Below are 13515 nucleotides of genomic sequence, written 5' to 3' on the forward strand. Positions count from 1 at the left end.
TTTCGCGCAAAGCGAGCGCTTTTCCTTTATCTTTCGTGCTTCGCCCAAACCCATTCGGCCAGCCGCCTAATTCAAAGCTCATGTCGTCGACCCAGTTGCGCGTCTTTTTGCTGTTCTCCGCCGGGTATTTCGTTTCCTACGTGTTCCGCGGCGTCAATCTCGGCTTTGCGCCGTTCATAACGCACGATCTGGGTTTGTCGGCTGCGGATTTGGGCTTGCTCACCAGTCTTTATTTCCTCGGTTTCGCGGGCGCCCAGATTCCGGCCGGCGTGCTGCTGGACCACTACGGCGCGCGACGAGTCACGGCCGTCACGCTGCTGTTTGCGGCGCTCGGCATCTGGGTGTTCGGCGCCGCGCATAGCGTCGGCATGATGATGGTGGGGCGACTGCTGATCGGCGTCGGCGTTTCTGTCTGTCTTGGCGCCGCGTTCAAGGCATTGGCGCAGCACTTCGCCGCGGCGCGCCTGCCATTGATGAACGGTCTGGTGATGGCGATCGGCGGCTTCGGCGGCGTGATGGTTGGCTCGCCGCTGACGTGGGTCCTGACGTTCGCAAGCTGGCGCGTGGTCTGCATCGGACTGGGTTTGCTGACCGTGCTGGTCGCGCTGGCGCAGTGGACGCTCGCGCCGGACACGAAAGAAGCCCATCACCAGGCCAGTATTGGCGCCCAGTTCAAAGGCACGCTGCATATCCTGCGCAGTGCGGCGTTCTGGAAAGTCGCGTCGTTCTCGGTCGTCACGCAAGGCGTCTTTTACGCGATGCAGTCGCTTTGGGTCGGCGCGTGGCTGCGTGACGTGCAAGGCTTCGAGCCGCGCGAGGCCGCCGCGCTCGTGTCGATTCTCGGTTTCGCGATGATGGCCGGTTGCGTGGGCTTCGGCGCGGCGGCGCGCAGTCTCGAGCGGCGCGGCATCTCACTCCATGCGTTTTGCGGCATCGGCATGGCGCTGTACGTTCTGACGCAGTTGCTGATCATGTTCAAGGCGCCGCTGCCCGCGAGTCTGTTATGGGCGGCGTACGGGATTTTCGGCGGCACTGGCATTCTCAGCTACGCGGTCATGACCCGGCACTTCCCGGCGCAGATGATCGGCCGCGTGAATACCACACTGACGTTAATCATCTTCCTGCTGATTTTCGGCTTTCAGATCGGCGTCGGCGCGGTGCTGTCGCGTTGGCCGGCGAGCGGCGGCCATTATCCGGCGGCCGCGCATCTGACCGCATGGGGCATTCTGGTCGCGCTGCAGGTGTTGAGCGCGATCTGGTACATATTGCCGGGCCGCAAGCTGGTTCGTCCGGCCGAAATCCCCGCCGAACAGGACGCTTGAGCCCGGCCGGTGCGCCGCTTCGTCGGTCGCGCCCCATCTGCCGGCACTATCCCGATTGGCGCTCATGGAAACGCCGCGGAGCGCCGTCCGCACCTGCCGCAGCAAGGCTTTGAGCGATTTCGAGCCGCGCCGTCCCACGAGTCGAAGCCATCTCGGATTTGGAGGGAAGGGTAGTTTCACGCTATAATTCCAAGGTTTGAGCTTATCAACCCGCACCCTAGCGCCTACCTCTCCCATACCGTTCATCCGCCGCGCGCCACCGGCGTAGCAAGCAGGGCCCCGCCCCCAGCCGATCCGTCCACACAATGGACCCATCGCGCCTCTTGCAACGTCAACGGCAGTTCGCGAGCGAGTCTGCGCGCGCATCCCGGATGCGTTTCGCTGCGGCTCGCAGTCGGATAGACAGGTCGGCAACAGGGTGTTCCCCAAGGAGTCTCCCGTGTTGCCGTCATTTTCTCCCGCTCTGCTCGCGCTCGCCGACGGCACGGTCTTTCGTGGTTACTCGATCGGCGCCCCCGGGCACACCATCGGCGAAGTCGTGTTCAACACCGCTATCACCGGCTATCAGGAAATCCTGACCGACCCGAGCTACGCGCGCCAGATCGTGACCCTCACGTATCCGCATATCGGTAACGTCGGCGTGAACGCCGAAGACGTTGAAGCTACGAAAGTCCATGCCGCCGGCCTGATCATTCGCGATCTGCCGGTTCTCGCGTCGAACTTCCGCATGGAGCGCACGCTCTCGCAATATCTGCAGGACGAAGGCGTGGTCGCCATCGCCGGTCTCGACACCCGCATGCTGACGCGCGTTCTGCGCGACAAGGGCGCACAGAACGGCGCGATCCTCGCCGGCTCGGACGACGAAGCCAAGGCAATCGAACTCGCCCGCTCGTTCCCGGGCCTCTCGGGCATGGACCTGGCGAAGGTCGTGTCGACGAAGGAAACCTACGAGTGGACCCAGACCGAATGGCGTCTGGGTGAAGGCTACGGCACGCAGAAGGCGCCGAAGTATCGCGTGGTGGCGTTCGACTACGGCGTCAAATACAACATCCTGCGCATGCTGGCCGAACGCGGCTGCCACGTCACCGTGCTGCCGGCGCAAGCCAGCGCCGCTGACGCGCTCGCGCTCAATCCGGACGGCATCTTCCTGTCGAACGGCCCGGGCGACCCGGAACCGTGCGACTACGCGATTCGCGCCACGAAGGAGCTGATCGAGCGCGGCATTCCGACCTTCGGCATCTGTCTCGGCCATCAGATCATGGGCCTCGCGGTCGGCGCCAAAACCATGAAGATGAAGACCGGCCACCACGGCGCGAACCATCCGGTGAAAGATCTGGACGACGGCCGCGTGGTGATCACGTCGCAGAACCACGGTTTCGCGGTCGATGCCGACACGCTGCCCGCCAACGCCCGCGCCACGCACGTCTCGCTGTTCGACGGCACGCTGCAGGGCTTCGCGCTGACCGACAAGCCGGCGTTCTGCTTCCAGGGTCACCCGGAAGCGTCGCCAGGTCCGCATGACATCGCCTATCTGTTCGATCGCTTCACGGGTTTGATGGATACGAAGAAGGCCGGCAAGACCGCAGCGGCATAAAGCGGCTTACAAGTCTCGGCGGCGCGCGGCTCGCGCCGCTCTGTGGTGCGCGTCATCGACGCACACGCGACATACAGCGCCGCACGCGCGGCGAGCCGCACCAGACAGAGCAAAGCGCGCGCAACGTCACAGCGACGCGCGCCGACGGAAAGAATTCAGGAATACATTAGCGAGAGCGTTATGCCCAAGCGGACAGACATCAAGAGCATCCTCATCATCGGCGCGGGTCCGATCATCATCGGCCAGGCGTGCGAGTTCGATTACTCGGGCGCGCAGGCATGCAAGGCGCTGCGTGAGGAAGGCTACAAGGTCATTCTCGTCAACAGCAATCCGGCGACGATCATGACCGACCCAAACACGGCCGACGTGACCTACATCGAGCCGATCACGTGGGAAGTGGTCGAGCGCATCATCGCGAAGGAGCGCCCCGACGCGATCCTGCCGACGATGGGCGGTCAGACCGCGCTGAACTGCGCGCTCGATCTGCACGCGCACGGCGTGTTGGAGAAGTACAAGGTCGAGCTGATCGGCGCATCGCCGGAAGCGATCGACAAGGCGGAAGACCGCCAGAAGTTCAAGGACGCGATGACCAAGATCGGCCTCGGTTCGGCCAAATCGGGCACCGCGCATTCCATGGAAGAAGCGCTCCAGGTGCAGGCCGAGATCGCTGCGCAAACGGGCAGCGGCGGCTATCCGGTCGTGATCCGTCCGTCGTTCACGCTGGGCGGTTCGGGCGGCGGCATCGCGTATAACCGCGACGAGTTCGAAGAGATCTGCAAGCGCGGTCTCGATCTGTCGCCCACGCGCGAGCTGCTGATCGAAGAGTCGCTGCTCGGCTGGAAAGAGTACGAGATGGAAGTGGTCCGCGACAAGAAGGACAACTGCATCATCGTTTGCTCGATCGAAAACCTGGACCCGATGGGCATCCACACCGGCGACTCGATCACCGTCGCGCCGGCGCAAACGCTCACCGACAAGGAATATCAGGTCCTGCGTAACGCATCGCTCGCGGTGCTGCGCGAGATCGGCGTCGATACCGGCGGTTCGAACGTGCAGTTCTCGATCAATCCGAAAGACGGCCGGATGATCGTGATCGAAATGAACCCGCGCGTGTCGCGCTCGTCGGCATTGGCGTCGAAGGCAACCGGTTTCCCGATCGCCAAGGTCGCGGCCAAGCTCGCCGTCGGCTATACGCTGGATGAGTTGAAGAACGAAATCACCGGCGGTCAAACGCCGGCATCGTTCGAGCCGACCATCGACTACGTCGTCACCAAGATTCCGCGTTTCGCGTTCGAAAAATTCCGCGAAGCCGATTCACGCCTGACCACGCAGATGAAGTCGGTCGGCGAAGTGATGGCGATTGGCCGCACGTTCCAGGAGTCGTTCCAGAAGGCGCTACGCGGTCTGGAAGTCGGCGTCGACGGTCTGGACGAAAAGACCGATAACCGCGACGAGATCATCCGCGAGATCGGCGAAGCCGGTCCGGATCGCATCTGGTACGTGGGCGACGCGTTCCGTGTCGGCATGACGGCCGAAGAGATTTTCGAAGAGACCTCGATCGACCCGTGGTTCCTCGCGCAGATCGAACAGATCATCCTGAAGGAAAAGGCGCTGGCAGGCCGCACGCTCGCGAGCCTCTCGAAGGAAGAGCTGAAGTATCTGAAGCAAAGCGGCTTCTCGGATCGCCGTCTCGCCAGGCTGCTCGGCGCGAAGCCGGCGGAAGTGCGTCAACGCCGTATCGAGTTGAACGTGCGCCCGGTGTACAAGCGCGTCGACACCTGCGCGGCCGAGTTCGCCACGAAAACCGCCTACATGTACTCGACCTACGAGGAAGAGTGCGAGGCGAACCCGACCAACAACAAGAAGATCATGGTGCTGGGCGGCGGCCCGAACCGGATCGGCCAGGGCATCGAGTTCGACTACTGCTGCGTGCACGCCGCGCTCGCCATGCGCGAAGACGGCTACGAAACGATCATGGTCAACTGCAACCCTGAAACCGTTTCGACCGACTACGATACGTCCGATCGTCTGTACTTCGAATCGCTGACGCTCGAAGACGTGCTCGAAATCGTCGACAAGGAAAAGCCGGTCGGCGTGATCGTGCAATACGGCGGCCAGACGCCGCTGAAGCTCGCGCTCGATCTCGAAGCGAACGGTGTGCCGATCGTCGGCACGTCGCCTGACATGATCGACGCCGCCGAAGACCGCGAGCGTTTCCAGAAGCTGCTACAAGACCTCGGCCTGCGTCAGCCGCCGAACCGCACCGCGCGCGCCGAAGACGAAGCGCTCAAGCTCGCCGACGAAATCGGCTATCCGCTGGTGGTGCGTCCGTCGTATGTGCTCGGCGGCCGCGCGATGGAAATCGTCCACGAGCCGCGCGACCTCGAGCGCTATATGCGCGAGGCCGTGAAGGTGTCGAACGATTCGCCGGTGCTGCTCGACCGCTTCCTGAACGACGCGATCGAATGCGACGTGGATTGCATCTCCGACGGCGAAGCCGTGTTCATCGGCGGCGTGATGGAACACATCGAACAGGCCGGTGTGCACTCGGGCGACTCGGCGTGCTCGCTGCCGCCGTATTCGCTGTCGAAGGAAACCGTGGCCGAGTTGAAGCGCCAGACCGGCGCGATGGCGAAAGCGCTGAACGTGATCGGCCTGATGAACGTGCAGTTCGCGATTCAGCAGGTGCCGCAGGCAGACGGCTCGAAAGAAGACGTGATCTACGTGCTCGAAGTGAATCCGCGCGCCTCGCGCACGGTGCCGTACGTGTCGAAGGCGACGAGCCTGCCGCTCGCGAAGATCGCGGCGCGTGCGATGGTCGGTCAGACGCTCGCGCAGCAAGGCGTGACGAAGGAAATCGATCCGCCGTATTTCAGCGTGAAGGAAGCCGTGTTCCCGTTCGTCAAGTTCCCCGCAGTCGATCCGGTGCTCGGACCGGAAATGCGTTCGACCGGCGAAGTGATGGGCGTGGGCGAGACGTTCGGCGAAGCGCTGTTCAAGTCGCAACTCGCGGCGGGTTCGCGTCTGCCGGAGTCGGGCACGGTGCTGTTGACCGTGATGGACGCGGACAAGCCGAAGGCCGTCGAAGTCGCGCGCATGCTGCACGAACTCGGCTATCCGATCGTTGCGACCAAGGGCACGGCCGCCGCGATCGAAGCGGCCGGCGTGCCGGTGAAGGTCGTCAACAAGGTGAAGGATGGCCGTCCGCACATCGTCGACATGATCAAGAACGGCGAAATCGCGCTGGTCTTCACGACCGTCGACGAGACCCGCGCCGCGATCGCCGACTCGCGCTCGATCCGCATGAGCGCGCAGGCGAACAAGGTCACGTACTACACGACCATGTCGGGTGCGCGTGCTGCCGTCGAAGGTTTGCGCTATTTGAAGGACCTGGAAGTCTATGATTTACAAGGCCTCCACGCTCGCCTAAACTAAGGCTTCGAATACCTGTCCAAGATGTAAGTGCCGCGGTTAAGCGGCGTTCCGCAGGTGCTTGGCGCCGAGCTTTGCTCAGCGCTCTGGCCCCGGCGGAATGCACTTAACCGCGGTGATTTTTTTTACGGCTGTTTTTTGCATAGAGTTGTTTATGAGCACTGTTCCATTGACGAAGCGCGGCGCGGAAATGTTGCGCGATGAATTGCAGCGCCTGAAATCGGTTGAGCGTCCTTCGGTGATCAATTCGATCGCGGAAGCGCGTGCCCAGGGCGATCTGTCGGAAAACGCGGAATACGACGCGGCGAAGGAAAAGCAGGGCTTTATCGAAGGCCGGATTGCTGAAATCGAATCAAAGCTGGCCGGCGCGCAGGTGATCGACCCGGCGGCGGTGGAAGCGGACGGTCGCGTGGTGTTCGGCGCGACGGTGGAACTGGAAGATCTGGACTCGGGTGCGTCCGTCAAATATCAGATCGTCGGCGACGACGAAGCGGACATCGACCATGGTTTGATCTCGATCAGTTCGCCGATCGCGCGCGCCCTGATCGGCAAGTCGGAAGGCGACGTTGCATCGGTGCAGGCACCGGGCGGCGTGCGCGAATACGAAATCATCGCGGTTAGCTACGTTTGAAGGCGGTTCCGGTGTCCCAGATGCCGCATCGATTTTTCCGTTTGTTGACGGTGGTGTGGGTCGGTAGTCTGCTGACTATCGGCTATGCCGTCGCACCCGTGCTGTTCACGTCGCTCGACCGGATGACGGCGGGCGCGGTGGCGGCGCAACTGTTTCGCATTGAAGGCGTGCTGGGTGCGGTGTGCGGCATTTTGCTGCTCGGTCTCGCGAATGTGCTGGTTCGGCGCGGCAGCGATGCGTATCGCCGTTTGCGCTGGCTGATTGCCGGCATGCTGGTGTGCGTGCTGGTCGGTTACTTCGCGTTGCAGCCGTTTATGAATGCAATGCGCATTGCCGCGCTAGAAGCGGGCAGCGATGTCGGACACTCGGTTTATGCGACACGCTTCGGCATTCTGCACGGCGTCTCGAGTCTGTTCTATCTGATCGAAAGCCTGCTGGGCGTGGCGCTGGTGTGGAAACTGCCTGCCGGCGCAGGCGTTGTGCCGGCGGAGCAGGGTGCTCGCGGCACGGCGGGGAAGGTCGCCGGCTGAGGCAATCCGCTGAACTGCTTTGCGGCGCCTGAGCGTGCAAGCTGACGCAGCGAGCTTGATAGGCAACGTTGGGCTTTCGGGTCTTGATCACGTAGCCCACGTCAAGGTGCGGACGCCGCCCGCACCTCTCATCATTCGCTTATTTCGACGACTGATGCGAGCGCTTCGCGCTGGTCTGGCGCTTCTTGGCGCGCTTGATATTGCCGCCTTGCGTCACGCGTTCATTGCCGCGTACCACGACCGCTTTGGCCTTGGGTTTGCGCATCGGGATTTCGCTGGGCTTCACGACCGTCACCACGCGTGGCGCGCGGCCTTTACCCGGTTTGGCTTCCACGGCGGCTTCGCGAGCGCTCGGCAGCGCGCCGCGTTTGGTCTTCACCGCCGGCTGCGCGGCTTCCGGCTTCCAGATCACCAGCAGCTTGCCGATATGCTGGATCGGCGCGGCGTTCAGCTTGTCGCAGATTTCTTCATAGATCGCGATGCGCTCTTCGCGTTCGTCGCCGAACACGCGGATTTTGATGAGCTGATGAGCACCAAGGTGGACCTTGATCTCGGAGAGCACAGCGTCGGTCAAGCCTTCGGCGCCGACGAGCACGACCGGTTTGAGCGCATGTGCCTGGGAGCGCAACTCGGCGCGTTGGTCGGAAGAGACTTTGAGGGCGGGCATGGAAAGTGGGAGACTCGACTAAAATGGCGGCACCTGCATTTCCGAGAGATTCGGCCAATTGCGCAGGGCGGCGCGTCAGAACAACAGAATCGCGGATGACTGCCAGTTTTTGGCGGTGTCCGCGCGAATTAACCGCGTATTATCCCCTAAAGCGTGTCATAACGCAGCAAGAGTTCAACGCTTAATGGCAAAAAACAAGTTCAACACGGCGTGGTTGCATGATCACATCAACGACCCGTACGTAAAAATGGCGCAGCGGGAGGGCTATCGTGCCCGCGCGGCCTACAAGCTCAAGGAGATCGACGAGCAGGACAAGCTGATCCGTCCGGGGCAGGTCATCGTCGACCTTGGCTCGGTGCCGGGCAGTTGGAGTCAGTACGCGCGTAACAAGCTCGCAAAGGGTTCGCAGCGCGACGCCGAGCGCGAAGGGGGCATCGACGGCACGATCATCGCACTGGATATCCTCCCCATGGAGCCGATCGCCGACGTCACGTTCATTCAGGGCGATTTTCGTGAAGACACCGTGCTGGGCCAACTCGAAGAATTGGTCGGAGAACGCCAGGTTGATCTTGTAATTTCGGATATGGCGCCCAACCTGTCGGGAGTGGCGGTGGCGGATGCGGCGCGAATCGAGCATTTATGCGATCTCGCGCTGGAATTCTCACAAAATCACCTGAAGTCGGATGGTGCCCTTTTAGTCAAATGCTTTCACGGCAGCGGTTACAGCCAGATTGTCGAAAAGTTCAAGCATCAGTTCAAGGTGGTGGCGGCCCGCAAGCCGAAAGCGTCGCGGGACAAGTCGTCAGAAACATTTATTTTGGGTAAGCATCTCAAGCGGCCCGCATAGGGGCGCTGCAGGACGGTTCCGCATCTGCCGATAATGCGATCACGGCCCCGGAAATGGGTGGAGCAATGGCCCGCTGCGCTATTTCTGTGGTAGTGAAACCTTATGGCAGGGGTCTGCGGACTGGATTAGAATGCTTTCGTGGTGCCGCAAGGCAAATGTAGGCGCCCGTCTAAGTGAAGGAGTGGTGCTTTGAACAACAATATGTTTTCGAAAGCAGCAGTGTGGCTGGTTATCGCACTGGTGCTGTTTACGGTGTTCAAGCAGTTCGACAAGCCCCGTGTCCAGGAAGGCGTTTCCTATTCGCAGTTCATGGACGACGCGAAGAACGGCAAAGTCAAGAACGTCATTGTCCAGGGGCGGAACCTCACGGTCACTCCAGCAGACGGCCAGAAGTACCAGATCGTGTCGCCCGGCGACATCTGGATGGTCGGCGATCTGATGAAGTATGGCGTTCAGGTGAGCGGCAAGGCTGATGACGAACCCAATGCGCTGGTGTCCGCGCTGTACTACCTCGGGCCGACGATCCTGATCATCGGTTTCTGGTTCTACATGATGCGACAGATGCAGGGGGGCGGGAAAGGTGGTGCGTTCTCGTTCGGTAAATCCCGTGCACGTCTGATCGACGAAAACAACAACGCAATCAATTTCACCGACGTCGCCGGTTGCGACGAAGCCAAGGAAGAAGTCTCCGAACTGGTCGACTTCCTGCGCGATCCGCAGAAATTCCAGAAGCTGGGTGGCCGCATTCCGCGCGGCGTGCTGCTGGTCGGTCCGCCGGGAACCGGTAAGACGCTGCTCGCGCGTGCTATCGCGGGTGAAGCGAAAGTGCCGTTCTTCAGCATCTCGGGTTCGGACTTCGTGGAAATGTTCGTCGGTGTCGGCGCGGCGCGTGTGCGCGACATGTTCGAGCAGGCCAAGAAGCACGCACCGTGCATCGTGTTCATCGACGAAATCGACGCGGTCGGCCGTCACCGTGGCGCCGGCATGGGCGGCGGTAACGACGAACGCGAACAGACCTTGAACCAGATGCTGGTCGAGATGGACGGCTTCGAAGCGAACTCGGGCGTGATCGTGATCGCTGCAACGAACCGTTCGGACGTGCTCGACAAGGCGCTGCTGCGTCCGGGCCGTTTCGACCGTCAGGTGTACGTCGGTCTGCCGGATATTCGCGGCCGTGAGCACATCATGAAGGTTCACCTGCGCAAGGTGCCGATTTCGAACGACGTCGACGCGGCGGTGATCGCACGCGGCACGCCGGGCTTCTCGGGCGCCGACCTCGCGAACCTCGTGAACGAAGCGGCTCTGTTCGCGGCACGCCGCGGCAAGCGCATCGTCGAAATGACGGACTTCGAAGACGCGAAGGACAAGATCTTCATGGGTCCGGAGCGCAAGTCGGCCGTGATCCGCGAAGAATCGAAGCGCGCCACGGCGTACCACGAATCGGGCCATGCGGTGATCGCCAAGCTGTTGCCGAAGGCCGATCCGGTGCACAAGGTCACGATCATTCCGCGTGGCCGTGCGCTGGGCGTGACGTGGCAGTTGCCGGAGCATGACAACGAAACGTATTCGAAGGACTACCTGCTGGATCGTCTCGCGATCCTGTTCGGTGGCCGCGTCGCGGAAGAGCTGTTCCTGAACCTGATCAGCACCGGCGCATCGGACGACTTCAACAAGGCGACGCAAACGGCGCGTGCCATGGTGGCTCGCTTCGGTATGACGGACGCACTCGGACCGATGGTCTACGTCGACGACGAAAACGACGCCACGCCGTTTGGCCGCGGTTTCACGCGCACCATTTCGGAAGCGACGCAACAGAAGGTCGACGCAGAAATTCGCCGCGTGCTGGATGAGCAATACAACCTCGCGAAGCGTCTGCTGGACGAGAACCGCGACAAGGTCGAAGCGATGACCGCCGCACTGATGGAGTGGGAAACGATCGACGCCGATCAGATCAACGACATCATGGCAGGCCGTCCGCCGCGTTCGCCGAAGAGCTCGCCGCCGTCGGCAAGCGACGCCTCGTCGGGCGGCAGCCCGGGCACCGAGGTCAAGCCGGGCAGCGCGACCGCGCCGGCCTGATAGGCGACCAGTAGAAATTGCGGGCCGGTGTGTTTCACACCGGCCCGTTTTGCATTTATCCGTTTTGCGTGAAGCACCACCACGTGTCGAAAGTCGAATTCCCTTCTTTGTCTATTCCCGAGCCGCTGCAATGCGGCCGCTTCAAGCTGACCTTTGAACGCCCGTTGGTCATGGGCATTCTGAACGTCACGCCCGATTCTTTTTCCGACGGCGGCAAGTACGCGATGCGCGGCGATGCGTTGCGCCAGGCCGAGCGGATGATGCTCGACGGCGCGGACATCATCGATATCGGCGGCGAATCGACGCGTCCCGGTGCGCCCCCGGTGCCGCTCGACGAAGAGCTGGAGCGGGTGGTCCCGCTCGTCGAGCAACTGCGCGGCGCGAATGTACCGTTGTCGATCGACACCTACAAGCCCGAAGTGATGCGCCACACGTTGGCTGCGGGGGCGGATCTGATCAACGACATCTGGGGCTTCCGGATGCCCGGCGCAATCGACGCGGTGCGCGCCAGTGAATGCGGCCTGTGCGTCATGCACATGCTTGGCGAGCCGCAGACCATGCAGCTCGGCGAGCCCGTCTATGATGATGTAGTGAGCGAGGTTCGGGATTTTCTCGAGGAGCGTGTCGCGGCGCTGAAGCGTGCGGGCATCGCGCGTGCTCGTATCAGCGTGGACCCAGGTTTCGGCTTCGGCAAGGCCGTAGTCGAGCATAATTACGCGCTGCTTGCACACTTGCCGGAAACGGCGCCGCGAGCGGAGCCGCCGTACCCGATTCTTGCCGGCATGTCGCGCAAGTCAATGGTCGGCGCGGTGGTGGGACGCCCGGCGCCGGACCGCGTCGCGGGCAGTATTGCGGCGGCGGTGTGCGCCGCTGAACGGGGCGCTGCGATTCTGCGCGTGCACGACGTCGCGCAAACAGTAGATGCATTGAAAGTATGGGCAGCCATGCGCGACGCGGCGAAGCACAGCCGCGCGCGCGGTTGAACCCACACCCAAGGAGGAAGATAAAACATGGCACGTCGTTATTTCGGAACGGACGGCATTCGGGGCAAAGTCGGCGAAGGACCTATCACGCCGGAGTTTGTATTGCGGCTCGGCTACGCGGCCGGCAAGGTATTGGCAGGCGCGGACCGCTGGGCGAGGACAGGCACGCGGCCAACTGTGTTGATCGGTAAAGACACGCGGGTGTCGGGCTACATGCTCGAAGCCGCGCTCGAATCGGGTTTCTCCGCGGCCGGTGTGGATGTGATGCTGGCCGGCCCGATGCCGACCCCCGGCATCGCCTATCTGACGCGCGCGTTGCGGCTCGCCGCGGGCGTGGTCATCAGCGCATCGCACAACCCGTACTACGACAACGGCATCAAATTTTTCTCCGCCGACGGCAACAAGCTGCCGGACGAAGTGGAAGCGCTGATCGAAGAGCAACTCGATTTGCCGCTCGCCTGTGCCGCGTCCGAGCAACTCGGCAAGGCGCGGCGTCTCGACGACGCGGCGGGCCGCTACATCGAGTTCTGCAAGAGCACGTTTCCCGCTGCGTTCGATCTGCGCGGTCTAAAACTGGTGGTCGACTGCGCGCATGGCGCCGCGTATGACGTCGCGCCGCATGTGTTCCACGAACTCGGCGCCGAAGTGATCCCGATCGGCGTCGCGCCGAACGGCTTCAACATCAACGACGGTGTCGGCGCGACCGCGCCGGATGCGCTGGTGCGCGCTGTGCGCGCGAATCATGCGGACCTGGGCATTGCGCTCGATGGCGACGCTGACCGTCTGCAGGTGGTCGATTCGGCAGGGCGCCTCTATAACGGTGACGAACTGCTGTACGTCCTGGTCAAGGATCGTGTTGCGACCGACGGCAAGGTGGAAGGCGCGGTCGGCACCTTGATGACGAATATGGCGGTGGAAGTGGCGCTGCAGGAAGCCGGCGTGAAGTTCGTCCGCGCGGCGGTCGGCGACCGCTATGTGCTCGAGCAGTTGCGCGAACACGGCTGGCAACTCGGCGCCGAAGGCTCCGGCCATATTCTTTCACTCGACCGCCATTCCACGGGCGACGGCATCGTGTCCGCGTTGCTGGTGCTCGCGGCCATGAAACGCAGCGAAAAATCGCTCGCCGACCTGCTCGACGGCGTCACGCTGTTCCCGCAGAAGCTGATCAACGTGCGCATGAAGCCCGACGCGGACTGGAAGAGCAGCGACGTGATCCGCCGTGCCATCGCCAAGGCCGAGAGCGCGCTGAACGGCCGCGGCCGCGTGCTGATCCGCGCGTCCGGCACGGAGCCGGTGCTGCGCGTGATGGTCGAAGCGGAAAATGTCGCCGACGCGCTTCAGCATGCGGAGTCGATTGCCGACGCGGTGAAAGAGGCTACGGCGTAAGCCACGTGCTTTAGCGGCACAGCGCGGCGGGGGGGGGGGGGGGG

General features: G+C 62.6%; 10 protein-coding genes. 9 read left to right on the forward strand and 1 reads right to left on the reverse strand.

The window, feature by feature from the left end; all coding sequences use genetic code 11:
- Positions 1–80: 80 nt before the first annotated feature.
- The 5 genes from P0D73_RS39000 to P0D73_RS39020 all read left to right on the forward strand — a co-directional run bounded on the left by P0D73_RS39000 (position 81) and on the right by P0D73_RS39020 (position 7509).
- Positions 81–1322: an MFS transporter gene (locus tag P0D73_RS39000; protein ID WP_408181733.1), complete on the forward strand. Its 1242-nt coding sequence runs from the start codon at positions 81–83 to the stop codon at positions 1320–1322.
- Positions 1323–1761: 439 nt separating this feature from the next.
- A complete protein-coding gene (carA, locus tag P0D73_RS39005) occupies positions 1762–2916 on the forward strand; it encodes a glutamine-hydrolyzing carbamoyl-phosphate synthase small subunit (RefSeq protein WP_408435368.1) in 1155 nt (384 codons plus the stop codon).
- A 180-nt stretch (positions 2917–3096) separates the two neighbouring features.
- Positions 3097–6351, forward strand: coding sequence for a carbamoyl-phosphate synthase large subunit (carB, locus tag P0D73_RS39010; RefSeq protein ID WP_342961240.1), 3255 nt, complete (start codon positions 3097–3099; stop codon positions 6349–6351).
- Between the two features lie 151 nt (positions 6352–6502).
- Positions 6503–6979, forward strand: coding sequence for a transcription elongation factor GreA (greA, locus tag P0D73_RS39015; RefSeq protein ID WP_012433846.1), 477 nt, complete (start codon positions 6503–6505; stop codon positions 6977–6979).
- 20 nt (positions 6980–6999) lie between these two features.
- Positions 7000–7509 carry a DUF4149 domain-containing protein gene (locus P0D73_RS39020; RefSeq protein WP_408181734.1) on the forward strand — a complete coding sequence of 170 codons (510 nt, stop codon included), beginning with the start codon at positions 7000–7002 and terminating at the stop codon, positions 7507–7509.
- 139 nt (positions 7510–7648) lie between these two features.
- Here P0D73_RS39020 and P0D73_RS39025 read toward each other — a convergent pair whose 3' ends face one another.
- Positions 7649–8176, reverse strand: coding sequence for a YhbY family RNA-binding protein (locus P0D73_RS39025; RefSeq protein WP_012433844.1), 528 nt, complete (start codon positions 8174–8176; stop codon positions 7649–7651).
- 184 nt (positions 8177–8360) lie between these two features.
- On the opposite strand from P0D73_RS39025, the gene P0D73_RS39030 reads away from it, so the two are divergent.
- From P0D73_RS39030 to glmM, 4 genes are all read left to right on the forward strand, one after another.
- Complete coding sequence (locus P0D73_RS39030; RefSeq protein ID WP_132373611.1) at positions 8361–9023, forward strand: RlmE family RNA methyltransferase; 663 nt, start codon at positions 8361–8363, stop codon at positions 9021–9023.
- A gap of 189 nt (positions 9024–9212) precedes the next feature.
- Positions 9213–11102 (forward strand): ATP-dependent zinc metalloprotease FtsH, encoded by a 1890-nt coding sequence (ftsH, locus tag P0D73_RS39035; protein ID WP_006051983.1) that lies wholly within the window; start codon positions 9213–9215, stop codon positions 11100–11102.
- A 170-nt stretch (positions 11103–11272) separates the two neighbouring features.
- Entirely contained in the window at positions 11273–12085 is an 813-nt protein-coding gene (gene folP, locus P0D73_RS39040) for a dihydropteroate synthase (protein ID WP_408435373.1), read from the forward strand.
- A gap of 27 nt (positions 12086–12112) precedes the next feature.
- On the forward strand, positions 12113–13471 hold the full coding sequence (gene glmM / locus P0D73_RS39045) for a phosphoglucosamine mutase (protein WP_132373613.1): 1359 nt from the start codon (positions 12113–12115) through the stop codon (positions 13469–13471).
- The last annotated feature ends 44 nt before the right edge of the window (positions 13472–13515 follow it).

This window comes from Paraburkholderia sp. RL18-101-BIB-B, assembly GCF_046026985.1.
Taxonomy (GTDB): Bacteria; Pseudomonadota; Gammaproteobacteria; order Burkholderiales; family Burkholderiaceae; genus Paraburkholderia.